We start from the raw sequence: 24,725 nt of genomic DNA, 5'->3' as shown, positions 1-24,725 counted from the left end.
CTTGCACTCAGTCGGACCCGCAGGCGCGGGTGTCAATTTGGGGGCCCGCGAGGATCGCGGGCGGTCTGCCCTCAGGCGTGAACGGTGGTGTAGGTGCCCTCGCCCGCCAGGATGCCCTTGAAGCCTCCCGGCTCGTCCAGCGAGAACACGATGATGGGCAGGTTGTTGTCACGCGCCAGCGCGATGGCGCTGGCATCCATGACCTTCAGATGCTTTGCCAGCACGTCATCATAGGTCACGCGGTCATAGCGAACGGCATCCGGGTTGGTAACCGGATCCTTGTCATAGACACCGTCAACCTTGGTGCCCTTCAGGATCGCCTCGCAAGCCATTTCATTTGCGCGCAGAGTCGCGGCCGTATCGGTCGTAAAATAGGGATTGCCGGTGCCTGCGGCAAAGATGCAAACGCGCTTTTTCTCCAGGTGGCGCACCGCCCGGCGGCGAATATAGGGCTCGGCCACCTCATCCATGCGGATTGCGGAAATCACGCGGCAATACACGCCCAGTTTCTCCAGCGCGGATTGCATCGCCAGCGCGTTCATCACGGTCGCCAGCATACCCATGTAATCGGCGGTCGTCCGCTCCATCCCCTGCGCGGATCCTTGCAGCCCGCGAAAGATATTGCCGCCGCCGATGACCATGCAGATTTCGACGCCCATGTCATGGACCACCTTCACTTCGCGGGCGATGCGCTCGACCGTGGGCGGATGCAGGCCATAGGCCGTATCCCCCATCAACGCCTCCCCCGAGATTTTCAGCAATACGCGCCGAAAGGTCGTCTTGGGGGTGTCGCTCTCGGACATGGGGTGGCTCCGTCTTTGTGGCTGCCTGAATGGCTGGGGCTGTCTGGCGGGCAAAATGTCGCAAAAGGCTGCAATGTTCAATCGCATAAAGCGAAGGCGCAGCGGGTCCGGCACCAAAACGCCGCAGGGGCCTCGCCAGCGGGCCGCGCCCGCGCTAGAAGGCGGCCATGCTGCGCCACCTCGACATATCGCCCGATCGCCCCGTGCTGATCGCCGGGCCGACGGCCTCGGGTAAATCCGCGCTCGCGCTCGACATTGCCGAGCGTCTGGGGGGGCGGATCATCAATGCCGATTCCATGCAGGTCTATGATGGCTGGCGCATCCTGACGGCCCGCCCATCAGCAGAGGACGAGGCGCGCGCGCCCCATGCTCTTTATGGGCATGTCCCGCAGGAGGCCGACTATTCCGTCGGCCACTGGCTGCGCGAGATCGCGCCGCTGCTAAGCGGCGCGCGGCCCATCATCGTGGGCGGCACCGGGCTCTATTTTACCGCGCTGACCGAGGGATTGGCAGATATCCCACCGACCCCGCCCGAGGTCCGTAGCGAGGCGGACGCGTTGCGGCTGGGCGGGCATCTGGCGCAGATGATCGCGGCGCTGGACGCCGCCACGGCCGCCCGCGTCGATCTGCAGAATCCGATGCGCGTGCAGCGCGCATGGCAGGTGCAGCGAGCCACCGGACGCGCTCTGGCCGAGTGGCAGGACGCGACGCCGCCGCCGCTCTTGCCGCTGACCGAGTGCCACGCGCTTTTGCTGGATGCCGATCGCGATTGGCTGAATGCGCGCATCGCCCGCAGGATGGAGGCGATGATCGAGGCAGGCGCATTGGACGAGGTGCGCGCCAACATGCACCGGCCCGCCGCGCGCCAAAGCGCCAAGGCCATCGGCGCGCCCGAGCTGGCCGCCTATCTGCGCGGTGACGTATCCCTGCCCGAAGCTACGACTGCTGCGACAATCGCGACACGCCAGTTTGCCAAGCGGCAGCGCACTTGGTTCCGCGCCCGCATGGGCGCCTGGCAGCGCATCCCCCTGCCCTGAAACGGCCGAATTTACAATTTACGATGATTTGCCATGCCGGCCCTCCCGTGCGAGCATGGAAGTTGCATGATTCCGATCAAAAGGATCAATCCGCGTGACTGACAGTGCCCCCAGACTGTTGACGCTGGCCCAGTGGTCGCGCGGCGCGCCATGGCGGCTGAATCTGCCGCATAGTCAAACCTCTCATGCGCTGATCTGGGTCACGCGGGGCCAGGCCCGCGCCACTGTGGGCGGCGTGCGGCGCGGCGTCGGCGCGCATAACGCGCTGGCGGTGCCGGCGGGCACGCTATTTTCGCTGGATATCGGGCCGGCCTGCTATGGTCAGGTCTGCCTGATCCCGCCGGGCGGCCCTGCCCTCATGCCCGACTTGCCCGAGCATGTGCGCATCCGCGAGGTTCAGCAACAGGCGGAACTCACATCGCTGCTCGACGCGATGACGCGCGAGGCCAGTCAGGATCGCCCCTTTGCGGATGAGGCGGCCGAGGCGCTCGCCATCATGGTGACCGTCTGGCTGCGCCGCGCCCTGATCGGACAGGAGCCCACGCCGCGCCCCACAGCAGCGCAGCGCCTCGTCACAGCATATGCAGCACTGGTCGAGCAGGACTTCGCCACCGGTCAGCCCATGGCCGCCTATGCGCGCGATCTGGGCGTGACGCCCACGCATCTGACCCGCAGTTGCAAGGCTTGCTGCGGACTGACCGCCGCGGATCTGCTGGTGCAGCGCATCCTGCACAGTGCGCGCGAAATGCTGGAGGACGGCGGCGACGCAGTGCGCCATGTCGCGGCGCAGCTCGGCTTCGGGAGCGCCGCCTACTTCTCGCGTTTCATCACGCAGCACACGGGCGTCAGCCCGTCTGAACTGCGCCGCCGCGCGCAAAGGGCCAAGCCCGATCAACTGCCCCAGATGACACGCACGTAATTGGTGGTTTCCTCGTAGGGCGGCACATCGCCATATTTCTTCACCGCCCCAGGGCCCGCGTTATACGCCGCCAGCGCCAGCCGCCACGAGCCGAATTCGCGGTATTGCATCGCCAGGTAGCGCGCACCCCCCTCGAGGTTCTGCCGCGGATCATGCGGATCGACCCGTAGTACGGCTGCCGTACCCGGCATCAACTGCGCCAACCCGATGGCTCCCTTGTGGCTGAGCGCGGTGGGCCGCCAGCCGCTTTCCTGTTGCACGAGGCGTAGAAAAAGATCTTCGGGCACGGAATGCTTGCGCGCGGCCTCTTTGGCCATGCTCAGAAACTCGCCCCGATAGCTGCCGGAATAGGCCTTGGCCGCACCCCATTTTGTGGGCGTGTTTACCTTGGCCGGCTGCAGCCGCACCGACGCCTTGTATTGCGAGGCCGCGCGATTATCCAGAACGCTGGTCTGCGATTTGAAGAGATTTCCACGGCTTTTCGTCGAAATCGTCTCGGCATGGCCGAGCTGCGCAATGACAGAAAACGCCAGTGCCGTTCCAAGAAATGTCTTCATGGTGAAATCTCTTTTCCGTCCCTGATGCACTGGGGTTAACCGATTCCGCCGCAGATTTCCAGTCTCACACGCCCGCCGGAACCGGAACGCCGGGGCATCCTGGAATTTTTAGGCTGGCATTAACCCCCATTGGGTGATGTAACACGGGGTGGAAATTTCAGCCCTAGCAGGAGGACGCGCATGGCCGGGTCGGTTAACAAAGTCATCATCATCGGCAATCTGGGCCGCGATCCCGAAGTGCGCACGTTCCAGAACGGCGGCAAGGTCTGCAACCTGCGCATCGCCACCTCCGAAACTTGGAAGGATAAAAGCACCGGCGAGCGGCGCGAGAAGACCGAGTGGCATTCGGTCGCGATTTTCAACGAAGGCCTCGTGCGTATCGCGGAGCAATACCTCAAAAAAGGCTCGAAAGTTTATATCGAGGGCCAGCTACAGACGCGCAAATGGCAGGACCAATCCGGCCAAGACCGCTATTCCACCGAGATCGTTTTGCAAGGCTTCAATGGCACTCTGACCATGCTCGACGGCCGCGAAGGCGGTGGTGGTGGCGGCGGCGGGGGCTATTCCGGCAGCGGTGGCGACAGCTATGGCGGCAATGATGGCGGTTATGGCGGACCCGATGATCGCGGCGGCTCCTCCGGCGGCGGTGGCGGTGGTGGCAGCGCCCCCTCGCGCGATTTCGACGACGAGATTCCGTTCTGAGCGCCGCGCCTCAAAGGCATTAACCGTATCTTAGGCATGGGTGCCGCTTACTGGCGCCCATGTCATCCAGCCCCCTCCAGATCGATTTCGTCGATCCACTCTGCGGCAGCGATCTGCCCGGTACCCCCCTTCAGCAATCCGGCACCTATGCATCCGTCCTGCGTGAGTTCGGCTGCGCCTCATCGCTTGCCGAGATGCGCGGGGGTGGCGCGCTCTTGGGCCGCGCGCGCGTTTATCTGCGCCGGGTGGGTCCGCTGCGCCTCGCCTGGTTACCACGCGGTCCGGTCTGGAGTCCGGCAGCCTCGCCCAATCAGCGTATTCAACTGACCACCACCCTGCCCCGTGCCGCGCCGTGGCGCGCCCTTTGGGCCAGTAGCGATGATGCCAGCGGACCGCGCCTTGGCGTTCCCATTTCGAAGGGCGTAATGCTGGCTCAGCTAGACCTCCGCATTGACGAGGCATCCCGCCGTGCCGCCTTGGACGGGAAATGGCGCAACCGTTTGAAGCGCGCCGAGGCGGCGGGCCTCCGAATTATGGCACGCCCTCTCGACATGGCCCGCGACACCCCCTTGCTGCAACGCGAAGAGGCACAGCGCCGGACGCGCCGCTATGCCGCCTTGCCCCCCGGCTTCACGTCGCGGTGGGCCAACCTCGCCCCGCGCGATAGCCTGATGCTGATCGCGGAGGAGGGCGGCGCGCCCATCGCCTTCATGCTGATGCTGCTGCATTCGGACATGGCCACCTATCACATCAGCTGGACCGGCACGCGCGGACGCGCCTTGAACGCGCATACACTGCTGCTCTGGCGCGCCTCCTGCCTGCTGGCACAGTCGGGATATCACAGCCTCGACCTTGGCCGCGCGGATACCGCGCAGACGCCCGGCATCGCCCGCTTCAAGCTGGGCACAGGTGCGATTGCCCGTAACTTGGCGCCGACACGGCTTCGCCTTTGACCCAGAGGGCGCAACACAGGCCCGCCGATATCCGCCCCAAACCCTCTTTGCTCTGGTCAAACGGACCCGCAGGCTATAGGGCGCTGAAAAAAAACCCCAAGGATTGACCGAAATGGACCTTCGCAATATCGCGATCATCGCCCACGTTGACCATGGCAAAACCACCCTGGTCGACGAATTGCTCAAGCAATCGGGCGCTTTCCGCGCCAACCAGGCCGTGGACGAGCGCGCGATGGACAGCAACGACCTCGAGCGTGAGCGCGGCATCACCATCTTTGCCAAGCCGACCTCGGTTGAGTGGAAAGGCAAGCGCATCAACATCGTCGACACGCCCGGCCACGCCGATTTCGGCGGCGAGGTGGAGCGTATCCTCAGCATGGTGGACGGCGTCGTCCTTCTGGTCGACGCGGCCGAAGGCCCGATGCCGCAGACAAAGTTCGTCACCTCGAAGGCGCTTGCGCTTGGCCTGCGCCCCATCGTCGTGCTGAACAAGGTCGACAAGCCCGATGCCGAGCCGGACCGGGCGCTGGACGAGTGCTTTGATCTTTTTGCCAACCTTGGCGCGGATGATGACCAGCTGGATTTCCCGCATATGTATGCCTCGGGCCGTTCCGGCTGGGCCGATCACCAGCTCGACGGGCCGCGCAAGGATCTGACCGCGCTGTTCGAGCTGATCGTCAACCACGTGCCCGCCCCCAAGCAGGTCAAGCAGCAGAATGACGATTTCCGCATGCTGGCCACAACGCTGGGCGCCGACCCCTTCGTTGGCCGCCTGCTGACCGGCCGCGTGGAATCCGGCAAGCTGAAGGTGGGCGCGACCGTGCAGGCTCTTTCCCGCATCGGCCAGAAGATCGAGCAATTTCGCGTGACGCGCATCCAGGCCTTCCGCGGCCTGGCCTCCCAGGACATCGAAGAGGCGCAAGCCGGCGATATCGTCAGCCTCGCGGGCATGTCCAAGGCAACCGTGGCCGACACGATCTGCGCGCTGGCCGTGGACGAGCCGCTGGAGGCGCGCCCCATTGACCCGCCCACGATCACCGTCACCTTCGGCATCAACGACAGCCCCCTCGCGGGCCGCGATGGCAAGAAGGTGCAAAGCCGCGTCATCCGCGACCGCCTGATGAAGGAAGCCGAATCCAACGTCGCCATCAAGGTCAAGGACACGCCCGGCGGCGAGGCCTTCGAGGTGGCCGGCCGCGGCGAATTGCAGATGGGCGTCCTGATCGAGAACATGCGCCGCGAGGGCTTCGAGCTGAGCATCTCGCGCCCGCAAGTGGTCATGCGGGACGGCGAGAATGGCGAGCGTCTGGAGCCCATCGAAGAGGTCACGATCGACGTCGATGATGAATACTCCGGCGCCGTGATCGAAAAGCTTACCGGCCCCCGCAAGGGCGATCTGACCGAGATGAAGCCCGCCGGCGCCGGCAAGACACGCATCATCGCGCATGTCCCGTCGCGCGGCCTGATCGGCTATCACGGCGAGTTCCTGACCGATACGCGCGGCACCGGCGTTCTGAACCGCGTCTTTCACAGCTGGGCGCCGCATAAGGGGCCGATTCCGGGCCGCCGCGCGGGCGTGCTCATCTCTATGGAGAACGGCGAATCGGTGGCCTACGCGCTGTGGAACCTCGAGGATCGCGGCAAGATGTTCATCGGTCCGCAAGCCAAGATTTATACCGGCATGATCATCGGCGAGCATAGCCGCGAGAACGATCTGGAAGTGAACCCGCTCAAGGGCAAGAAGCTGACCAACGTGCGTGCCTCCGGCACGGACGAGGCCGTGCGCCTGACGACACCGGTCGAAATGAGCCTCGAGCAGGCCATCGCCTATATCGACGATGACGAACTGGTCGAGGTCACGCCCAACGCGATCCGCCTGCGCAAGCGGCATCTGGACCCGCATGAGCGCAAGCGCGCCTCGAAAAGCGCCTGATCCTCAGGGCTCAATCAGAAAACGGCCAGCCTCGACAAGCTGGCCGTTTTCATCTCGGGTGGTTATCACGATCTCGCCCGAGCGTGCGTAGGTTCCGCTGAGCGCGCTGATATTCACCTGATGGGTGACCAGCAGGGGCCGCGCGCCATTCGGCAGCTCCGCCAAGACCTCCATGACGGCGCGCGCCTGGGCCGCGCGATTACCCCGCCCCGCGAAATGCGAGTTGAGCGCAGGAAGGGGCGTGACCTCGCCCAGTTCCAGAAGCTCGGCCGTTTCGCGCGCGCGGCACCACTCACTTGCGAAAATATGGGGCGGCCTGACATCCGCCTCGCGCAATGCCGCACCGATCCGGCGCGCCTGATCGCGCCCGGCCTCATTCAGATTGCGCTGCGTAGTGCAATCGCCCAGCCTGAACGCCGCCGGATCCCCCGTGCCCGGGGCCAGCGCATGCCGCATCAGCCAAACGGCGCCCGGCCGATCCAGCACGGTCGCATCCTGCGCAGCACCAAGCGCCGGCAGGCAGATCAGAACAAGACGTAAAACCCAAACCTGCATGGCGTCCCCCTTACCCCGTTGTGAGGTAGCAGGAAGCACCGAAGGGTCCAGGTTCGCCGGACAGAACCGGGCGCGGTGTGGGGATAACGTCTACTCGTCGGTTTCGACGATCAGCAATTCCCGTTCGGACGCATTGCGCGCATGGCTGAGCGCTTCTTGATATTCGGGCGAGTGATAGCAGGTTTCGGCCGCCTCGACGCTGTCGAATTTCGCCACAACATTGCGTGGCCGTTCCTTGCCCTCAAGCTGAACGAAGCGCCCGCCCCGCGCGATGAACTTGCCGCCATGCTTGGCCACGGCGGGCCCGGCCAGTGCCGCGTAGCGGCCATAAGCGTCCTCGTCTTTTACCGTGACATGGGCAATCCAGAGTGCAGGCATGATCTATCCTTTCAAAAGGGCGCGTACCGCATCAATCGCGGCGCTGGAATTCGACGCATCGGCACCGCCACCCTGCGCCAGATCGGCCCGGCCGCCGCCACCTTTACCGCCCAATTCGGCCACGGCGGCGCGCACCATGTCAACCGCCGAAAGTGCTCCTGTCTTGTCATCTGTCACACCCGCGGCGACAGCGGCCTTGCCCCCCGTATCCGCAATCAAGAGGACAGCGCCGCTCTCGATCCGGGTTTTCATCTGGTCGATCAGGCTTGGTAATTCCTTGCCCGCAACGCCGCTGAGAACCTGTGCGATCAGACGCGTGCCACCGATTTCTTCGATCTCGGCCTCGCCCCCACTGCCGGCGCCGCCGGACATCGCCAGATCGCGACGTAGCTGAGCAACTTCCTGAACCAACGCACGGCGCTCATCCAGCAGCGCCTGTACGCGCGATTGCGCGGCATCGGGCCGCACCTTTAGCGCGCCAGCGATCTCGGTTAGCGCCTTGGAATGACCGCCGAGATGGCGCAGCGCCGCCTCGCCCGTCAACGCCTCGATCCGGCGGACGCCAGCGCTGGAGGCGGCATCGCCCAGAAGGATAAAAAGCCCGATATCGCCCGTTCCGCTGACATGGGTGCCGCCGCAAAGCTCGATCGAGTAGGTCGTGCCATCTGCGCCACGGCCCGAGCCGCGCTTGCGCCCCATCGAAACCACGCGCACCTCGTCGCCGTATTTTTCGCCAAAAAGCGCCTGCGCCCCCAGCGCACGCGCCTCGTCTGGCGTCATGATCCGCGTCTGGACCGGCGCATTCTGACGGATATAGGCGTTCACATCGGCCTCGACGCGGGCCAGTTCATCCGCTGTTAGCGCCTTGGTGTGGCTGAAATCAAAGCGCAGGCGATCGTCTGCGTTGAGGCTTCCGCGCTGCGCGACGTGATCCCCCAGCGTCTCGCGCAGAGCCTCATGCAGAAGATGCGTCGCCGAGTGGTTCGCCCGGATTGCGCTGCGGCGCCCGTGATCGACCTCAAGCTGCGTTGCCGTGCCCTTGGTCAGCTTGCCCTTGGTCACTTCGGCAAAGTGGATGAACACGCCCGCCACCTTGCGGGTGTCGGTGATGCGCGCCTCGCCGCCCTCGCAGCGCAACATGCCGCTGTCGCCGACCTGGCCTCCGGCCTCGGCATAGAAGGGCGTCTGATTCAGTACGATCTGAACCGCATCCCCCTCGGCCGCGCTGTCCGTTTGCGCGCCATCCTTGACCAGCGCCAGAATCTGCGCCTCGGCAGTTTCGGTGTCATAGCCCAGAAAATCAGTCACGCCCTTCGCTTCGGCGATGTCAAACCACACCGCCTGATCGACCGCCTCGCCGGTGCCCGCCCATGCGGCGCGCGCCTTGGCCTTCTGCTCGGCCATGGCGGCATCGAAGCCCGCCGTATCCACGCTCCGGCCCTTCTCGCGCAGCGCATCCTGCGTCAGATCCAAGGGGAACCCGAACGTGTCGTAGAGCTTGAACGCCGTCTCGCCCGGCAAGTCCGCGCCCTCATCCAGTGTGTTCAGCGCATCGTCCAGCAGGCCAAGCCCCCGCTCCAGCGTCTGCTTGAACCGTGTCTCTTCCAGGCGCAGCATCTCCTCGATCATGCCCTGCGCGCGGCCCAGCTCGGGGAAGGCTTGCCCCATCTGGCCTACCAGCGACGGCACCAGCCGGTACATGACGGGATCCTTGGCGCCCAGCAAATGCGCGTGGCGCATCGCCCGCCGCATGATCCGGCGCAGCACATATCCGCGCCCCTCGTTCGACGGCATCACGCCATCGGCCATCAAAAACGAGGTCGAGCGCAGATGATCCGCGATCACGCGGTGATGTACATTGCCCGGCCCATCCGCATCGGTGCTGGTCGCGTGCGCACTGGCCTCGATCAGCGCGCGCATGAGATCCGTGTCATAATTGTCGTGCTTGCCCTGCAAGAGCGCACCGATCCGCTCCAGCCCCATGCCGGTATCAATCGACTGCATGTCGAGATCCCGCTGGGTTCCATCCTCGAACCGCTCATTCTGCATGAAGACGAGGTTCCAGATCTCGATGAATCGGTCGCCATCCTCCTCGGGGCTGCCCGGAGGGCCACCCCAGATCTCAGGGCCATGGTCGTAGAAGATTTCCGAGCACGGCCCGCAAGGACCGGTCGCCCCCATGGACCAGAAATTGTCATCGGTCGCGATGCGGATGATGCGGTCATCCGAAAGGCCCGCAACCTTTTTCCAGATATTCGCCGCCTCGTCATCGGTATGGTAAACGGTGACCAGCAGTTTGGACTTGTCGATCCCGAAATCGCGCGTCAGCAGCTCCCACGCAAAGTGGATGGCATCCTCCTTGAAATAGTCGCCAAAGCTGAAATTTCCCATCATCTCAAAGAAGGTGTGATGGCGCGCCGTGTAGCCGACATTGTCCAGATCATTGTGCTTGCCGCCCGCGCGCACGCATTTCTGGCTGGTAGTGGCGCGGACATAGTCGCGCTTTTCCACGCCGGTAAAGAGGTTCTTGAACTGAACCATCCCCGAATTGGTAAACATCAGCGTCGGATCGTTGCGCGGCACCAAGGGCGAGCTATCGACGATGCGATGATCATTTCGGTCAAAATAGCTCAGAAAAGTCGAGCGGATGTCGTTCAGCGTCGGCATGCGGGGCCTCGTTTCAAGGATGATTTCAGACGGGTCGGGCGTCGCATTGATTATCCGCCCCTGCCCGCCCTGTCCACCGCAAGAAAAAAGCCCGGCGCGCAGATGCGGCCGGACCCCTTGTCATCCCTCCAGAGGCGCTTACGCCTCCATCAGATCATCATTGTCTCCGCCCTCATTGTCAGAGGCTGTCATATCGAACTCCAGCCCATGCGCTGCGCGGATCTTGTCCTCGATCTCCAGCGCCATCTTGTTGTTCTCCTTAAGGAAAGTCTTGGCGTTCTCACGCCCCTGGCCGATCCGCTCGTCGCCATAGCTGAACCAGCTGCCGGATTTCTCCACAACGCCAGCCTTCACGCCCAGGTCCAGGATCTCGCCCATCTTGCTGATGCCTTCGCCATACATGATATCGAATTCGACCTGCTTGAAGGGAGGGGCCACCTTGTTCTTGACGACCTTGACGCGCGTCGCGTTCCCGACAACCTCGTCACGATCCTTCAGCGCGCCGATGCGGCGAATATCCAGCCGGACCGAGCTGTAGAATTTCAGGGCGTTACCGCCAGTCGTCGTCTCGGGGCTGCCGAACATGACGCCGATCTTCATGCGGATCTGGTTGATGAAGATGACCGTGCATTTCGTGCGGCTGATCGAGCCGGTCAGCTTGCGCATTGCCTGGCTCATCAGACGGGCATGCACGCCGACGCTGCTGTCGCCCATATCGCCCTCAAGCTCGGATTTCGGCGTAAGAGCCGCCACCGAGTCGACCACGACCATGCTGACCGCGCCCGACCGCACAAGCGTATCGACGATTTCCAGAGCCTGCTCACCCGTATCCGGCTGTGAGATCAGCAATTCGTCCAGATCCACACCCAGCTTGCGCGCATATTGCGGATCCAGCGCATGCTCGGCGTCGACAAACGCGCAAACGCCGCCCTTTTTCTGCTCTTCGGCCACGCAATGCAGTGTCAGCGTCGTCTTGCCCGAGCTCTCGGGGCCATAAATCTCGACGATCCGACCTTTGGGAATGCCGCCGATGCCCAAGGCGATGTCGAGCCCCAAAGACCCGGTCGACGTGGATTCCATGTCCGTGATGGGGTTATCCCCCAGCTTCATGATCGAGCCCTTGCCGAACTGGCGCTCGATCTGCGCAAGCGCACTATCGAGGGCCTTTTGCTTGTCTGCGCTCTTCTTGTTGTCCATGCTCAAAAGATCTGCCGTTGCCATTGCGTTCGCATCCTTATTTCACACCATGCCTCTACCGGCAATCGCTGCGTTTGTTCGCGTCTTGTTCTCACCTAAATGAAGACAAAGCGCGAACATTTCAAGTTAAATGTTCATATCTTCACATTTGACCAGAAGTATTGAAGAACGGTTAACGTCGGCCCTAGTGGCCAATATGAGGTGGCGTAAAACGGTATGTTGGTCTTTTCCAAGCAGAAACTGGTGTTTCTATCCGTACCCAAGACGGGCACGACCGCGTGGCAGGCCGCGCTTGGCCCCCATGCGTCGATGATCGTCAGCGACCCGCCCGAGCTGAAACACGCGCCCATTTTCCGATACAATCGGTTTTTCAGACCGGCGCTTGAAAAGTTCATCGGTGAGGATCTGCATGTCATTGCCGTAATGCGCGCACCGATCGACTGGCTAGGCAGTTGGTATCGCTATCGGCAGCGCCCGTTCTTGGCTGGCCAGCCCACCAGCACCGAGGGCCTCAGCTTTGATGCTTTCGTCCGCGCTTATGTTCAGGGGAACCACCCGCAATTTGCCAATGTCGGCTCGCAATCCAAGTTTTTGGAGCCGCAGCGGAACGGCACGTCGGCGACTCACCTCTTTCGATATGAGGAACAAGATGCTTTGCTCGCCTATCTAGAACAGCGGCTTGGCATTCGCGTGCAACCCGATCGCCTCAATACATCCCGCCTAAATCCTCTCCACCTGTCATCGGAAACCAAGGCAATCCTTGAGCGAAAATACGCCCCGGATTTCCGGCTTTATAACAGTATTCAGCAAGATGGCACCTACACGCCCGAGCCAGACGCCTCTCCCGTGGGATGATGTTTGTGACAGATTTCCCCAAGGGGTTAGCCAGTGGTACATTTGATTTTCGTCAGGCTATTTGCCTGCCACCTGAAATTTCCAAGCGCTACTCAAGTTGCCGTTGCACGACATCCGTCAAATCCGTCAACGAAAAAGGCTTGGGAAGGAAAACAGAGTTTGGAATCCGCGCCTGCGTGTCTCCGAAATCCTCTTCCGCATATCCAGAAACAAAGACCACGCGCGCTTCAGGCCGGTCGATTAGCGCCTTTTGAACCCAGCTTGGCCCGTCCATGCCGGGCATGACGACGTCCGTCACGAAAACATCCACGCACACGCTGGCGTCGGCGAGGATTTCCAAAGCTTCCTCGGCGGATTCTGCCTCGAGGACCGTGAAGCCACGCATCTGCAGAGCGCGCGAGGCAAAGGCGCGCACCGGCGCCTCATCCTCGACCAGCAGCACGATACCTTCCGCCGGCGAGGGGTCCATGACCATCCGTTTTTCCGCCTCTACAGGCAGCTCAACACTCTCATGTGCCGGGAACATCAGGAAAAAGGTTGTCCCTACATTGCGCTCGCTATCGACGAAGATGAACCCACCGGTCTGCTTGACGATGCCGTAAGCTGTCGACAGGCCAAGTCCCGTTCCCTCGCCTGTGCGCTTGGTGGTGAAGAAAGGCTCGAAAACCTTTTGCAGACGGTCCGGCGGAATCCCCGTCCCGTCGTCCGAGACGCTGATCCTGACCCATTGCCCGGGCGAGACGACAGCACGGTCCCGGTGCATCGGTTGGTCCAGGGTGACATTCCTCGTCTCGATCCGAATCTCTCCGCCGGATGACATCGCGTCTCGCGCGTTGACGACGAGGTTCATGATGACCTGCTCGAATTGACGCTTGTCCGCACGAATCGACCAGAGCGTCGGGTCGTGATTCAGCGACAGGACTACCTTCTCGCCAACCAATCGATTGAGAAGATGCGTCAGGTCCGATATCGCATCGCGCAGATCCATGACCTCGGGACGCAGCGTCTGCTTGCGCGAATAGGCAAGCAATTGGTTCACCAGCGATGCCGCGCGGTTGGCGTTCTGAGCGATCTGCAATAAATCACCGTAATCGGAATCGCCCTGGTCGTGACGCAGCAGCAAAAGATCGCAATGACCGGAAATCGCGGTCAGAAGGTTGTTGAAATCATGTGCAACGCCGCCCGCAAGCTGGCCGATCGCCTGCATTTTCTGGGATTGCACAAACTGCGCCTCAAGGGATTTCAGCTCTGTCGCGTCGTTCAGAACCGCGATCAGGACCGTCTCGCCCTCTTCTGTGGCGCGATTGAGCGTCACCTGAATGAAGACTTCCTCATCCGCCCGGCGAACGCGCAGGAATTCGGAATGAACACTGCCGCGCGCCAAGGCCGCATCCTCCAGCCAGTCGGGGATCGACCGACCCAACCCTTCCAGTAGATCGGTGATCTGCTTGCCTGACCAGTCGGCACATCCCAGCAATTCGCTTGCCGGTCTGTTGCAGAGCTGGATCGCCCCGCCGCGCGTCAGTTTCAGCAGGGGCACTGGCAACTCGTCGAAGAACGTCCAGCCGTCGGAGGGACGCTCGGTCGCGGCGATTCCGGGCATGACGAACACCTCGCGTCGCCCGGCAATTCCCTCCAGCTCGACCACGAGGCAGGACTGAACGCCGGTTTGCGTGCTGATATCGTTCATCTGGCCGGATCTGAGCGGCAGTTTGGCGCAGATGCGATCCAGGGTGCGCGCACGCTCCCCGATGAGGAGGCGGGCCGCGTCATTCATGAAAAGAACCGCGTTGTTGCGACCAACCGTCAGCATGGGCAATGGTATCGCGCCGCCTCGCCGGGCCGCAGTGTCGGCAGATTTCTCGATCCGCCATAGGAGCATGTCGTGTCCCGCGCGATGCACGCTGATGCGCACATGCCCCGCGCCCGTAACTACATCCTCATGCGCCGATCCGCGCGCGCCGGCGCGCGTTTGCAATCGATAGAGAATGGCGCCGGGATTGGCGATCAACGGCTGCAATGCCCCCACCAGCGTGCGGTGGCGGCGCGCCTCATAGGCGCGTTCGGCGGCATCGTTGCAATAGACCAATGCGCCGTCCGCGCCCGTGACCAGGCAGGCCGTCGCATCGTGGCGAATCAGATCGCGGACCGAGGATGCGGCCCGCTCATCCGTGGCATCGGAGAGGCGCGATATCGCAACGATCCATAGCGACGCGGTGCCCAGGACGGCAGCTATCAGCATGATCACGTATCGCTCGCTGCTGGGCGAAACCATGAACGCAGTCGTTGCGAAAAGAACCGCCGAGCAGAAGACAAGTCCTGCATGGGGGCGCATACGCGACGCCGCGCGCCGGATCGGGCCAATGGCATGGTCGGATAGGGTCACGCGCTGGGTCCTGTATTGCGTTTCGGTCCGTGCGAGACTGGACCAGAAAGTTTAAGTGCACCTTAACGCAATCAAAAACGCAATCAGAATTACCACCCTGAATTGCAATCCACTCACATTGCTCGCGTTAAATGTGTCACAAAAAAACCATCTCCGCCGTCCGAAATTTCGAAACGCTGCTGCTTTTCCAGCCTCCAAACGGTCGCACCAGCAAGGAATTCCTCGATACGCTCTTCATTCTCTACCCGCAGAACCGAGCAGGTCGCGTAGATCAGCTGTCCCCCCGGCGCGACCAGTTGTGACGCCTTCCCAAGGATATCTGTCTGCAAATCGGTCAATTCATCCAGCCAGTCGGGCGTCAGCCGCCATTTCGCCTCCGGCGTGCGGCGCCAGGTCCCGCTCCCTGAGCAGGGCGCATCACATAAAACGATGGCATACGGTGCGTTAGCTGGCAAAGCTGATGTGTCAAGCAGGGTTACATCTGCGCCTGCCCGTTTGGCGCGCTCCGGCAGGTCCTGCATGCGCCGCGCGTCGATGTCATGGGCGTAGACCTGCGCGTCTGTGCGCGCCGCCAGTGCCAGCGCCTTGCCCCCGCCGCCCGCGCAATAGTCCAGAATGCTTTCGGACGCCGTCAGGTCGATGCCCTCCATCGCAGCCTGCCCCGAACCGTCCTGCAACTCGACCAGCCCCTCCAGGTAAGCCCGACTCCGGGCAATCCGGCGCGCACCATCGATCACTTTTATTGCTGTTTTGGCAACAGGATGCACTTCGGAGTGAATGTCCTGTTCGGCGAGGGTACGAACGATATCGTCTCGACCGGCGTGCCGCAAATTGGCACGCAACATGACCGGCGCGCGTTGGCGCAGCACCATTGCCGCTGCCTCGGCATCGGGGCCGAGGGAGGCCTGAAATGTCTCCCAAAGCCATTCGGGCAGATCGACCGCATCGGCGCCGCTTGGTGCCCAGCCTGCCGCCTCTTCAGCCGCCGTCAGGGGCGCGGGCGCATGGCCGATTCCGGTGAAGACCTCTGCCGGATCTGACCCCGCGCTGCGCAAGGCCCCGATCATGCGGGCGCGCCCACTGTCGCCCCCACCGAGGCAGGCATAGGAGCGCCAGCAGCGCAGCGCCTGATACACATGATCCCGCACCGCTGCCCGATCCCCCGACCCGGCGAAGCGCGACCCGCGAGCCCAGGATGTCAGCGCCTTCTCAGCCGGCTCACCCGCGCTGATGCGGTCCAGCAGGTCGATGGCCGCCTGGATGCGCGCGCCGGGCGTCACGAGTCGCGCCCCGTCACTGCGTCAAGATCGCATCGCAAGATCTTGATCCATTTACCCAATTCTGTAATTTGGCGACTCTCGCGTGATCTGAACGTCATGCACATGGCTTTCGCTGAGGCCCGCGCCTGTGATGCGGACGAACTCGCAATCCTTGCGCATTTCTTCGACCGTCGCGCAGCCGGTATATCCCATCGCTGCGCGCAGGCCCCCGACCAGTTGGTGCACCACCGTTCCGGCAGAGCCTTTGTAAGGCACCTGACCCTCGATCCCCTCGGGCACCAGCTTGTCACTGGCGGCGTCCTTCTGGAAATAGCGGTCGGCACTGCCCCGCGCCATCGCACCAAGGCTGCCCATCCCGCGATAGGCCTTGTAGGAGCGGCCCTGGAACAGGATCATCTCGCCGGGCGACTCGTCCGTGCCTGCAATCATGCTGCCCACCATGGCGCAAGATGCGCCCGCGGCAATCGCCTTGGCAAAATCGCCCGAGAACTTGATGCCGCCATCGGCGATGATCGGCACGTCTCCGGCCGCTTCGACACAGTCCATGATCGCCGTCAGCTGGGGCACACCAACCCCCGCAACCATGCGGGTGGTGCAGATGCTGCCGGGGCCGATACCCACCTTGACGGCATCCGCGCCCGCATCGATCAGCGCGCGAACGGCATCGCCTGTGGCCACATTGCCTGCCACGACCTGCACATCACCGGAGATTTCCTTTGCCCGGCGCACAGCCTCGGCGACCCCCGCCGAATGGCCATGAGCGGTATCGATCACGATCATGTCCGCACCCGCATCGATCAGCGCCTGACTGCGCTCGAACCCCGCATCGCCCACTGTTGTCGCCGCAGCCACCCGCAGCCGGCCCAGATGGTCCTTGCAGGCCGACGGATTCAGCACCGCCTGCTCACTGTCCTTGAGCGTCAGAAGGCCGGTCAGCTTGCCCCCGCGATCCGTCACCAGCAGCTTTTCGATCCGGCGCTCCTTCATCAGAAGCTTGGCCTCTTCCAGATCGGCGGGCTCCTGCAGAATGGCCAGATTGTCCGAGGTCATCATCATGCGCACCGGTGTGCGCTCATCCTCGGCAAAGCGCATATCGCGGTTGGTGACGATGCCGAGGACACGGCCCGCATCATCCACCACCGGAAAGCCGCTGACGCGGTACTGATCCTGTAGCGCCTTGGCGTCGGCAAGGGTCTGGTCGGCCTTGAGCGTGATGGGATTATAGACGATGCCACTGACAAAGCGCTTGACCCGGCGCACTTCGTTCGCCTGATCTTCGACGTTGAAATTGCGGTGGATCACGCCCATCCCGCCGTATTGCGCCATGCAGATCGCCATGCGCGACTCGGTCACCGTATCCATGGCCGAGCTGAGCAGCGGAATGTTGAGGGCGATCGAGCGGGTTACCCGCGTGCGCGTATCGGCGGTGCTGGGCAGCACGTTTGACGCAGCCGGAAGCAGCAGGACATCATCGAAGGTCAGAGCCTCACGAATCTTCATCACGTTTCTCCATGAACAGATCGTTTGGCAACTCCCTATTTCACGGATGCCGCCCATGCGAAAGGCAAAAGGCGCCGGCGCGGCAAAACGTGGCTTGCCGGGGCGCGCGCGGCCTGTCTATCTGGCCCGGCCGAGCATCGAGGGAGAGGCAAGATGAGTGGACATGGCTATGAAAGCGGGCGGCTGAACCTGCCCTTCGTCGGAATTTCGACCTTCGGCAAGCGACCCTACGTGGCGGACTGGTCCGCCATCGACGCCGATATTGCCATCCTCGGCGCGCCCTTCGACGGCGGCACGCAGTTTCGCCCCGGCGCGCGCTTTGGCCCGCGCAGCGTGCGCGAGGCCTCGACCCTGTTCAGCTTTGGCCATGGCGGCGCCTACGACCACGAGGATGACGTGACCTATCTGGGCCAGGATGTGCGCATCGTGGATATCGGCGACGCCGACATCGTCCATACCGACACCGTCCAGAGCCATGCGAACATCACCAAGGGCGTGCGCGCCATCCTCGCCGCGGGGGCCCTGCCCGTCACCATTGGCGGCGATCACTCGGTCAATATCCCGTGCATCGACGCCTTTGAGGGTCATGGCGACATCCATATCCTTCAGATCGACGCGCATCTCGATTTCGTGGATGAGCGGCACGGCGTGCGCAATGGCCATGGCAACCCCATGCGCCGCGCCGCCGAGAAGTCCTATGTCACCGGCCTGACCCAACTGGGCATCCGCAATGTCAGCTCGACCGCCAAGGAAGGCTATGACGCCGCCCGCGCCATGGGCTCGGACATCCTGTCGGTCCGCCAGTGCCGCAAGCTTGACCCCGAGGCGCTTGCCGAACGCATCCCAGACGGCGCGCGGGTCTATGTCACACTCGACATTGATGGCTTCTGCCCCTCCATCGCGCCCGGTACCGGCACGCCCAGCCATGGCGGCTTTCTCTATTACGAGGTGCTGGAGCTGCTTCAGCAGGTTGCGCAGCGCCATGAAGTCGTCGGCATCGATCTGGTCGAGGTCGCGCCCGCCTACGACTCAGGCGATGTAACATCCGTCTTGGCTGCGCAGGTGCTGCTGAATTTCCTCGGCTTCATCATGCACGCGCGGCAGAACTGAAGAACACCACTGCGTCATCTTGGCCAAAAATACTCCCGGCGGAGGCGTCCGGCGGGGGTGAACCATCGAAACAGCGGCCATTTGCGCAACAAGTGAAAAGAAAATTGGTCCTCCGCGACATTTTATCCGCTGGATGCGCTTGACGGCCCTCACACCCGGTCATAATGTCCGCCTCGTACCTAAAAGGGAGTGGTCCGTTGGAGCCGCTAGTAGTAGTCACACTGAAATTGCGCATGGGCCGGTAACCGGACACCCAGACAGGTACCCATGCGCCCCCGCCACTTCGGGGGCTTTTTTATGCGCGATCGCGCAATGATGTCATGAACGGAGCAAAGCGATGACACGTCAGATGACCGGAGCGAAAATGGTGGTTCAGGCCCTCAAGGATCAGGGCGTGGACGTCGTCTTCGGCTATCCCGGCGGGGCGGTCCTGCCGATCTATGACGAGGTTTTCCAGCAGAACGATATCCAGCATATCCTGGTGCGCCACGAACAGGGCGCCGTGCATGCGGCCGAGGGCTATGCCCGCTCGACCGGCAAGCCGGGCGTCGTGTTGGTGACCTCGGGCCCCGGCGCGACCAATGCCGTGACCGGCCTCACCGATGCGCTGCTGGACAGCATCCCCATCGTCGTGCTGACCGGCCAGGTGCCGACCTTCATGATCGGCTCGGACGCCTTTCAGGAGGCCGATACTGTCGGCATCACACGCCCCTGCACCAAGCATAACTGGCTGGTCAAGGACACGGCCAACCTCTCGGCCACGATCCACGAGGCGTTTCACGTCGCCACCGCCGGCCGTCCCGGCCCGGTGCTGATCGACATCCCGAAGGACGTGCAATTTGCCAGCGCCGAGTATACCTCGCCGCAAAAGGTGCGCACCGGACACTATCAGCCGCAGGTCAAGGGCGATATGGATGCCATCACCGAACTGGTGGCCGCGATGGAGACCGCCAAGCGTCCCGTCTTCTACACCGGTGGCGGCGTGATCAATTCCGGCCCCGCCGCCAGCCAGCTGCTACGCGAGCTGGTCGAGGCGACCGGCATCCCGATCACCTCTACCCTGATGGGCCTTGGGGCATATCCCGCCTCGGGCAAGGCGTGGCTGGGCATGCTGGGTATGCACGGCCTCTACGAGGCGAACATGGCGATGCATGATTGCGATCTGATGATCAATATCGGCGCGCGCTTCGACGACCGGATCACGGGCCGCCTTGACGCGTTCTCGCCCGGTTCGAAGAAAGCGCATATCGACATCGATCCGTCGTCGATCAACAAGGTGATCAAGACCGACATCCCCATCGTCGGCGACATCGCCCATGTGCTCGAGGATCTGCTCAAGGTCTGGAAATCGCGCGGCCGCAAGGTCAACGCCGAGGCCATCGCAAAGTGGAATGCACGCATTGATGAGTGGCGTAAGGTCGAGTGCCTCAGCTTCAAGCAGTCCGGCAAAACAATCAAGCCGCAGCAGGCGATGGCGCGTCTGGAGGCGCTGACCAAGGGCCATGACCGCTACATCACTACAGAGGTGGGCCAGCATCAGATGTGGGCGGCGCAATATCTGGGGTTCGAGGATCCGAACCGCTGGATGACCTCGGGCGGCCTGGGCACCATGGGCTACGGCTTCCCGGCCTCCATCGGCGTGCAGATGGCGCATCGCGACGCGCTGGTGATCAACGTGGCCGGCGAGGCAAGCTGGCTGATGAACATGCAGGAGATGGGCACCGCAATCCAGTTCCGCCTGCCGGTCAAGCAGTTCATCCTCAACAACGAGCGCCTCGGCATGGTCCGTCAGTGGCAGGAGCTGCTGCATGGTGAACGCTACTCGCATAGCTGGTCCGAGGCCCTGCCCGATTTCGTCAAGCTGGCCGAAGCGTTTGGCGCCAAGGGTATCCGCTGCGAGGATCCCGCCGATCTGGATGACGCGATCAACGAGATGATCAACTATGACGGCCCGGTTATCTTCGATTGCCTCGTGGAAAAGCACGAGAACTGCTTCCCCATGATCCCCTCGGGCGAGCCGCATAACAAGATGCTTTTGGGCGAGGCGTCGACCAAGGACGCCATTGGCTCCAAGGGCGCAGTGATGGTTTAAGAGCGGCGCAGAAGCCACTCGTTCGAATATATTTTGGCAGGCTCCGGCGCATTCGGCACCAACCTGCACAAGGAGACAGACAATGTCCGCACTGAACATCAAGAAAGGCTCGAACAAGCATTCGGCCTACAACCTGCGGCCCAATTTCTCGGACGTGGAAGAGCAGCACACCCTCGCCGTCATCGTCGATAACGAGGCGGGTGTTCTGGCGCGCGTGATCGGCCTCTTTTCCGGGCGCGGCTACAATATCGACAGCCTCACGGTGGCCGAGATCGACCACGAGGGGCACACCTCGCGCATCACCATCGTCACCACCGGCACGCCGCAGGTGATCGAGCAAATCAAGGCGCAACTGGGCCGTATCGTCCCGGTCCACAAGGTGCAGGATCTGACCGTCGAGGGCCGCGCGGTCGAGCGGGAACTGGCGCTGATGAAGGTGGTCTGCACCGGCGACAAACGCGTAGAAGCGCTGCGCCTTGCGGATATTTTCCGCACGAACGTCGTGGACAGCACGCTTGACAGCTTCACCTTCGAGATCACCGGCACGTCCGAAAAGATCGATGCCTTTGCCGACCTGATGCGCCCTCTGGGCCTGTCGGACCTCGCGCGCACCGGCATCGCGGCCCTGCCCCGCGGCGCCTGATTGACAGGCGGCACAGGAGCGTCAGACATGAAAAAAGGCGGGCCCGATGGCCCGCCTTTCTGTTTCCCGGCGCAGCGTCCAGGTGCCCCCACCCAGATAAGCAGCGCCCTCAGGCGTAAGCGGCTTGCCGCGCTTCGCGCAGCGGTATGACATTGGCGGCGTAATCGCTGTTCGCGGCTCGCGGCGCACCGGACTGCAGGATGCCCAGCCGTGCGCCAACCTTCTTCAATTCTGACGTCAACGTCGGATGGCTGCGCTGCGTGATCAGACGGGGCGCATCGGCAAGGCGCATATCGCCGGTATCCTGCACGTCGAATTCCACGAGGTCGCCCGCCGTCATCGCAGAGTCCCCGCCGGCGGCGCCGCGGTAGAATGCCAGATCACCATGATCCTCGCACCAGATGACTGCGCGGTTCTGGCGCTGATCAGTCCAAAGAACGACTCCGTACATGGTAATTCCCCCAATAGCCTTGCACCTGGGCCTCTCTGCGACCCCGGGTCTTGTGTGTCCAGGCAGGCCGCGTTATCGCTCACTCTGCACTGGTAGTCCCATTTACCAAAATGTCGCTTTCCAGCGCTTTGGGCTATGTTTGAATCGCCCTCGGCACTGATCCATTTGTGTCACGATAGGCAAAAAGTGACGCCAATTAGCGTCAGCAGGCGTGACATACTCGGACAGGCGTGCTGAGGTGGCCCCAATGAGGCTAAGTCAGCTTATGAAGGACACAGCGCGATGAGAATTCCACAGCAGCCACCAACCCCACCCGACCCTCGCTGAGGACTCATCCCAGATTATGGCCGCGCCCCGCAAAACACCCCCGACAGGCGACAGCAATCCCGCGCAGCTGCGCGCGATTTTCGGCCAGAACCTGCGCAAACTCAGCGCGGACTACCCATCGATCGCCGGGCTTTGCCGCGATCTCGGGATCAATCGCACGCAGTTCAATCGCTACCTCACTGGCGAAAGCTTTCCCCGCCCGGATGTGCTGCACCGCATTTGCCGGTTCTTCGGCACCGACGCGCGCATCCTGCTTGAGCCCGCGGAGAACCTGAAAACCGCGTCCTTCGATCTGATCGGCCATCCCGCTGTCGCGGGCTTCTTTGGGGCCGAGCCTGTCTCGGTTCCGGAAGAGCTGTTCCCCAGCGGCATCTACCGCTTTGTCCGGCGCAGTTTCGTCGATGAGACGCTGTTCGTGCGGGGGCTGGTCTATATCCACCGCAAGGATGGCTACACCTTCCTGCGCGGCAGCGAGCCTTTGGATGCGCTGCGGCGTCAGGGTCTCTCCACCGCGCGGCGCGACCGCGAGTACCGCGGGATAGTCATGCGGCAGGAGGAAGGCATCATGATCCTTGTCACGCATCGCAACTCGATGGCCTGCTCGTTCAACTTCCTCGCGCCCGAAACCTCATTTCAGTCCAACCTCTGGGAAGGCTACGTCACGCGCACCGTGCGCGAAAAGATCTCGGGCATCCGCGCCGCCCGCATGGTCTATGAACATCTGGGCAGCGATACCGCCGCCGTCATGGCCGCCGCGCGCGGCAAGGCCCTTGTCGGTCTCGAAGACCTGCCCCCCTTCCATGCGCGCCTTCTGCGCCTCGATCAGCCCTTTCGCTAGGGCGGCACGGGGCCGCCCTGCATGTCGCCTTGAGGAAAACCGCGTCGCGGATCGTCGGTTTCGCCCCGCGTTCTGCTGCATACTGGGCATGAGTTTAGTCTTGCCCGGAGGCCCGCCATGACCGTCACCGATCTATCTAGCGTCCGCGCGCCCGTGGATATCGCAAATGGCCTTCCCAATGCCCACTACATCGATCCCGCCATTTTCGAGGAGGAAAAGCATGCGCTGCTCTACTCGCAATGGGCGGGCCTCGCTGTCGGCGCTGACGTCCCCGATCCGGGCGATGCGGTGCCGCTCACCTTCCTCGGCATGCCGCTGTTGCTGCTCCGGGACAAGGAGGGGTCGGTCCGCGTCTTTCAGAACATCTGCCGCCATCGCGGCATGATTCTGGTCGAGGAGCCGCGCAAGATCGAGGGCGCTATTCGCTGCCCCTATCATTCATGGTGCTACTCGACCAAGGGCGCGCTGGTTTCGACGCCCCATGTCGGCGGGCCCGGCCAGAACACCCATGCCGCGATCAAGCGCAGCGAGCTGGGTCTGATCGAGGTGCGCAGCCATATCTGGCGCGATGTGGTCTGGATCAACGTGTCGGGCGATGCGCCCGCTTTTGAGGAAGCGATGTCGCATATCATCGAGCGCTGGCGAGAGTTCGACCTGCCGCTGCATCATGGCGGCCATGAGAGCCGCTTTACGCTGGAGGTCCAGACCAACTGGAAACTCGCGGTCGAGAATTACTGCGAGAGCTATCATCTCCCTTGGGTCCATCCCGGCCTCAACAGCTACTCGCGCCTTGAGGACCATTACCACATCGAAGAACCCGCCGCCTTCTCGGGCCAGGGCACGATGGTCTACCGCCAACTGACCAATGAGAATGGCGACACCTTCCCCGATTTCGCCGAGGTCGGCGCCAAGTGGAACGAGCAGGCCGAGTATGTCGCGGTCTATCCCAACGTCCTGCTGGGCGTGCACCGCGACCATGCCTTCACCATCATTCTCGAGCCGCGCGGCCTCGAGCGGACCGCCGAGCATGTGCATCTCTACTATGCCGAACCCGATCAGGACGAGGGGCTTAAGGCCCGCAATGCCCAGCTTTGGAAATCAGTCTTCGAAGAGGATATCTTTGTCGTCGAAGGCATGCAGAAGGGCCGCCATGTCTGGAGTTTCGATGGCGGGCGCTTCTCGCCGGTGATGGACAGCCCTACCCACTGTTTCCATGCTTGGGTTGCGGGCAAAGTCGAGGCGTATCGCAGCCTCTCCAAGGCGGCGGAATGAGCGGCGATCTGCACACCCGGATGCTGGCTGCGCATGAGGGGCCGGACCACGCAGCCCTCATCGCGCTCTATACCGAGGCGGCGGATTGCGCGAACGATCTCGACGCCTCCTGCTTTTTCCTGACCCATGCCTATGTCTTTGCGCTCGAGGCCGGTGCGCCGCAGGCACGGATGCTACACGGTCGCCTGGCCCGGCACGGGCGGGAGGAATAGGCGTCGCCGCCGATGCAACCCTGCGACACCCTGCGCCGTTGCGTCATCAGGAACGGCA

The 24,725-nt window shown here is 62.8% G+C and carries 22 protein-coding genes; 12 read left to right on the top strand and 10 right to left on the bottom strand.

Annotated elements, in window-relative coordinates; genetic code table 11:
• Positions 1 to 71 precede the first annotated feature (71 nt).
• Positions 72 to 803 carry a UMP kinase gene (gene pyrH, locus ACEWPL_RS02465; RefSeq protein WP_393934763.1) on the bottom strand — a complete coding sequence of 244 codons (732 nt, stop codon included), beginning with the start codon at positions 801 to 803 and terminating at the stop codon, positions 72 to 74.
• A gap of 167 nt (positions 804 to 970) precedes the next feature.
• On the opposite strand from pyrH, the gene miaA reads away from it, so the two are divergent.
• Positions 971 to 1,840 (top strand): tRNA (adenosine(37)-N6)-dimethylallyltransferase MiaA, encoded by an 870-nt coding sequence (gene miaA, locus ACEWPL_RS02460; RefSeq protein ID WP_393934764.1) that lies wholly within the window; start codon positions 971 to 973, stop codon positions 1,838 to 1,840.
• Positions 1,841 to 1,934: 94 nt separating this feature from the next.
• Positions 1,935 to 2,759: an AraC family transcriptional regulator gene (locus tag ACEWPL_RS02455; protein ID WP_393934765.1), complete on the top strand. Its 825-nt coding sequence runs from the start codon at positions 1,935 to 1,937 to the stop codon at positions 2,757 to 2,759.
• Here ACEWPL_RS02455 and ACEWPL_RS02450 read toward each other — a convergent pair.
• On the bottom strand, positions 2,732 to 3,316 hold the full coding sequence (locus ACEWPL_RS02450; RefSeq protein WP_393934766.1) for a lytic transglycosylase domain-containing protein: 585 nt from the start codon (positions 3,314 to 3,316) through the stop codon (positions 2,732 to 2,734). The genes ACEWPL_RS02455 and ACEWPL_RS02450 overlap by 28 nt on opposite strands.
• A 180-nt stretch (positions 3,317 to 3,496) precedes the next feature.
• Between ACEWPL_RS02450 and ACEWPL_RS02445 the strand changes: the two genes are divergently transcribed.
• The 3 genes from ACEWPL_RS02445 to typA all read left to right on the top strand — a co-directional run bounded on the left by ACEWPL_RS02445 (position 3,497) and on the right by typA (position 6,904).
• Positions 3,497 to 4,018 (top strand): single-stranded DNA-binding protein, encoded by a 522-nt coding sequence (locus tag ACEWPL_RS02445; protein WP_393934767.1) that lies wholly within the window; start codon positions 3,497 to 3,499, stop codon positions 4,016 to 4,018.
• Between the two features lie 59 nt (positions 4,019 to 4,077).
• Entirely contained in the window at positions 4,078 to 4,971 is an 894-nt protein-coding gene (locus ACEWPL_RS02440) for a GNAT family N-acetyltransferase (protein ID WP_393934768.1), read from the top strand.
• A 112-nt stretch (positions 4,972 to 5,083) separates the two neighbouring features.
• Complete coding sequence (gene typA / locus ACEWPL_RS02435; protein ID WP_393934769.1) at positions 5,084 to 6,904, top strand: translational GTPase TypA; 1,821 nt, start codon at positions 5,084 to 5,086, stop codon at positions 6,902 to 6,904.
• Positions 6,905 to 6,907: 3 nt separating this feature from the next.
• Here the strand turns inward: typA and ACEWPL_RS02430 are convergent, their stop codons facing one another.
• The 4 genes from ACEWPL_RS02430 to recA all read right to left on the bottom strand — a co-directional run bounded on the left by ACEWPL_RS02430 (position 6,908) and on the right by recA (position 11,725).
• Entirely contained in the window at positions 6,908 to 7,459 is a 552-nt protein-coding gene (locus tag ACEWPL_RS02430; RefSeq protein WP_393934770.1) for a histidine phosphatase family protein, read from the bottom strand.
• A 90-nt stretch (positions 7,460 to 7,549) separates the two neighbouring features.
• Entirely contained in the window at positions 7,550 to 7,837 is a 288-nt protein-coding gene (locus ACEWPL_RS02425; RefSeq protein ID WP_393934771.1) for a DUF1330 domain-containing protein, read from the bottom strand.
• A gap of 3 nt (positions 7,838 to 7,840) precedes the next feature.
• Positions 7,841 to 10,504, bottom strand: a complete 2,664-nt coding sequence (alaS, locus tag ACEWPL_RS02420; RefSeq protein ID WP_393934772.1) for an alanine--tRNA ligase — start codon at positions 10,502 to 10,504, stop codon at positions 7,841 to 7,843.
• Between the two features lie 138 nt (positions 10,505 to 10,642).
• Positions 10,643 to 11,725, bottom strand: coding sequence for a recombinase RecA (gene recA, locus ACEWPL_RS02415; protein ID WP_393934773.1), 1,083 nt, complete (start codon positions 11,723 to 11,725; stop codon positions 10,643 to 10,645).
• A gap of 192 nt (positions 11,726 to 11,917) precedes the next feature.
• Here recA and ACEWPL_RS02410 point away from each other — a divergent pair, with 192 nt between their 5' ends.
• On the top strand, positions 11,918 to 12,556 hold the full coding sequence (locus ACEWPL_RS02410) for a sulfotransferase family protein (protein WP_393934774.1): 639 nt from the start codon (positions 11,918 to 11,920) through the stop codon (positions 12,554 to 12,556).
• An 88-nt stretch (positions 12,557 to 12,644) separates the two neighbouring features.
• Here ACEWPL_RS02410 and ACEWPL_RS02405 read toward each other — a convergent pair whose 3' ends face one another.
• From ACEWPL_RS02405 to guaB, 3 genes are all read right to left on the bottom strand, one after another.
• Positions 12,645 to 14,891: a hybrid sensor histidine kinase/response regulator gene (locus ACEWPL_RS02405; RefSeq protein ID WP_393935372.1), complete on the bottom strand. Its 2,247-nt coding sequence runs from the start codon at positions 14,889 to 14,891 to the stop codon at positions 12,645 to 12,647.
• 164 nt (positions 14,892 to 15,055) lie between these two features.
• Positions 15,056 to 16,222 carry an RsmB/NOP family class I SAM-dependent RNA methyltransferase gene (locus ACEWPL_RS02400; RefSeq protein WP_393934775.1) on the bottom strand — a complete coding sequence of 389 codons (1,167 nt, stop codon included), beginning with the start codon at positions 16,220 to 16,222 and terminating at the stop codon, positions 15,056 to 15,058.
• Between the two features lie 51 nt (positions 16,223 to 16,273).
• Positions 16,274 to 17,722, bottom strand: a complete 1,449-nt coding sequence (gene guaB, locus ACEWPL_RS02395) for an IMP dehydrogenase (RefSeq protein ID WP_393934776.1) — start codon at positions 17,720 to 17,722, stop codon at positions 16,274 to 16,276.
• A gap of 153 nt (positions 17,723 to 17,875) precedes the next feature.
• Here guaB and speB point away from each other — a divergent pair, with 153 nt between their 5' ends.
• The 3 genes from speB to ilvN all read left to right on the top strand — a co-directional run bounded on the left by speB (position 17,876) and on the right by ilvN (position 21,567).
• Positions 17,876 to 18,832: an agmatinase gene (gene speB / locus ACEWPL_RS02390; RefSeq protein ID WP_393934777.1), complete on the top strand. Its 957-nt coding sequence runs from the start codon at positions 17,876 to 17,878 to the stop codon at positions 18,830 to 18,832.
• A 337-nt stretch (positions 18,833 to 19,169) separates the two neighbouring features.
• Positions 19,170 to 20,924: an acetolactate synthase 3 large subunit gene (locus tag ACEWPL_RS02385; protein WP_393934778.1), complete on the top strand. Its 1,755-nt coding sequence runs from the start codon at positions 19,170 to 19,172 to the stop codon at positions 20,922 to 20,924.
• An 82-nt stretch (positions 20,925 to 21,006) separates the two neighbouring features.
• Positions 21,007 to 21,567 carry an acetolactate synthase small subunit gene (gene ilvN, locus ACEWPL_RS02380; protein WP_393934779.1) on the top strand — a complete coding sequence of 187 codons (561 nt, stop codon included), beginning with the start codon at positions 21,007 to 21,009 and terminating at the stop codon, positions 21,565 to 21,567.
• A gap of 109 nt (positions 21,568 to 21,676) precedes the next feature.
• On the opposite strand, the gene ACEWPL_RS02375 is transcribed toward ilvN, so the two are convergent.
• A complete protein-coding gene (locus ACEWPL_RS02375; RefSeq protein WP_393934780.1) occupies positions 21,677 to 22,018 on the bottom strand; it encodes a hypothetical protein in 342 nt (113 codons plus the stop codon).
• A gap of 343 nt (positions 22,019 to 22,361) precedes the next feature.
• Between ACEWPL_RS02375 and ACEWPL_RS02370 the strand changes: the two genes are divergently transcribed.
• The 3 genes from ACEWPL_RS02370 to ACEWPL_RS02360 all read left to right on the top strand — a co-directional run bounded on the left by ACEWPL_RS02370 (position 22,362) and on the right by ACEWPL_RS02360 (position 24,667).
• Positions 22,362 to 23,183 (top strand): helix-turn-helix domain-containing protein, encoded by an 822-nt coding sequence (locus tag ACEWPL_RS02370; protein WP_393934781.1) that lies wholly within the window; start codon positions 22,362 to 22,364, stop codon positions 23,181 to 23,183.
• Between the two features lie 117 nt (positions 23,184 to 23,300).
• A complete protein-coding gene (locus ACEWPL_RS02365; RefSeq protein WP_393934782.1) occupies positions 23,301 to 24,455 on the top strand; it encodes an aromatic ring-hydroxylating oxygenase subunit alpha in 1,155 nt (384 codons plus the stop codon).
• Complete coding sequence (locus ACEWPL_RS02360; RefSeq protein ID WP_393934783.1) at positions 24,452 to 24,667, top strand: hypothetical protein; 216 nt, start codon at positions 24,452 to 24,454, stop codon at positions 24,665 to 24,667. The genes ACEWPL_RS02365 and ACEWPL_RS02360 overlap by 4 nt, the downstream gene beginning before the upstream one ends.
• Positions 24,668 to 24,725: the final 58 nt, after the last annotated feature.

The organism is Roseovarius roseus (genome assembly GCF_043355935.2).
GTDB lineage: Bacteria > Pseudomonadota > Alphaproteobacteria > Rhodobacterales > Rhodobacteraceae > Roseovarius > Roseovarius roseus.
The sequence above is the reverse complement of the archived record's forward strand: the minus strand, read 5'-3'. Positions and strand labels throughout refer to the sequence as shown.

Coding starts and splice junctions, on each gene's coding strand:
- ACEWPL_RS02365 (WP_393934782.1), top strand. CDS start 23,301: ATGACCGTCACCGATCTATCTAGCGTCCGCGCGCCCGTGGATATCGCA.
- ACEWPL_RS02375 (WP_393934780.1), bottom strand. CDS start 22,018: ATGTACGGAGTCGTTCTTTGGACTGATCAGCGCCAGAACCGCGCAGTC.
- ilvN (WP_393934779.1), top strand. CDS start 21,007: ATGTCCGCACTGAACATCAAGAAAGGCTCGAACAAGCATTCGGCCTAC.
- miaA (WP_393934764.1), top strand. CDS start 971: ATGCTGCGCCACCTCGACATATCGCCCGATCGCCCCGTGCTGATCGCC.
- ACEWPL_RS02370 (WP_393934781.1), top strand. CDS start 22,362: ATGGCCGCGCCCCGCAAAACACCCCCGACAGGCGACAGCAATCCCGCG.
- speB (WP_393934777.1), top strand. CDS start 17,876: ATGAGTGGACATGGCTATGAAAGCGGGCGGCTGAACCTGCCCTTCGTC.
- ACEWPL_RS02405 (WP_393935372.1), bottom strand. CDS start 14,891: ATGCGCCCCCATGCAGGACTTGTCTTCTGCTCGGCGGTTCTTTTCGCA.
- ACEWPL_RS02430 (WP_393934770.1), bottom strand. CDS start 7,459: ATGCAGGTTTGGGTTTTACGTCTTGTTCTGATCTGCCTGCCGGCGCTT.
- recA (WP_393934773.1), bottom strand. CDS start 11,725: ATGGCAACGGCAGATCTTTTGAGCATGGACAACAAGAAGAGCGCAGAC.
- ACEWPL_RS02425 (WP_393934771.1), bottom strand. CDS start 7,837: ATGCCTGCACTCTGGATTGCCCATGTCACGGTAAAAGACGAGGACGCT.
- ACEWPL_RS02440 (WP_393934768.1), top strand. CDS start 4,078: ATGTCATCCAGCCCCCTCCAGATCGATTTCGTCGATCCACTCTGCGGC.
- ACEWPL_RS02445 (WP_393934767.1), top strand. CDS start 3,497: ATGGCCGGGTCGGTTAACAAAGTCATCATCATCGGCAATCTGGGCCGC.
- ACEWPL_RS02410 (WP_393934774.1), top strand. CDS start 11,918: ATGTTGGTCTTTTCCAAGCAGAAACTGGTGTTTCTATCCGTACCCAAG.
- ACEWPL_RS02385 (WP_393934778.1), top strand. CDS start 19,170: ATGACACGTCAGATGACCGGAGCGAAAATGGTGGTTCAGGCCCTCAAG.
- typA (WP_393934769.1), top strand. CDS start 5,084: ATGGACCTTCGCAATATCGCGATCATCGCCCACGTTGACCATGGCAAA.
- pyrH (WP_393934763.1), bottom strand. CDS start 803: ATGTCCGAGAGCGACACCCCCAAGACGACCTTTCGGCGCGTATTGCTG.
- guaB (WP_393934776.1), bottom strand. CDS start 17,722: ATGAAGATTCGTGAGGCTCTGACCTTCGATGATGTCCTGCTGCTTCCG.
- alaS (WP_393934772.1), bottom strand. CDS start 10,504: ATGCCGACGCTGAACGACATCCGCTCGACTTTTCTGAGCTATTTTGAC.
- ACEWPL_RS02450 (WP_393934766.1), bottom strand. CDS start 3,316: ATGAAGACATTTCTTGGAACGGCACTGGCGTTTTCTGTCATTGCGCAG.
- ACEWPL_RS02360 (WP_393934783.1), top strand. CDS start 24,452: ATGAGCGGCGATCTGCACACCCGGATGCTGGCTGCGCATGAGGGGCCG.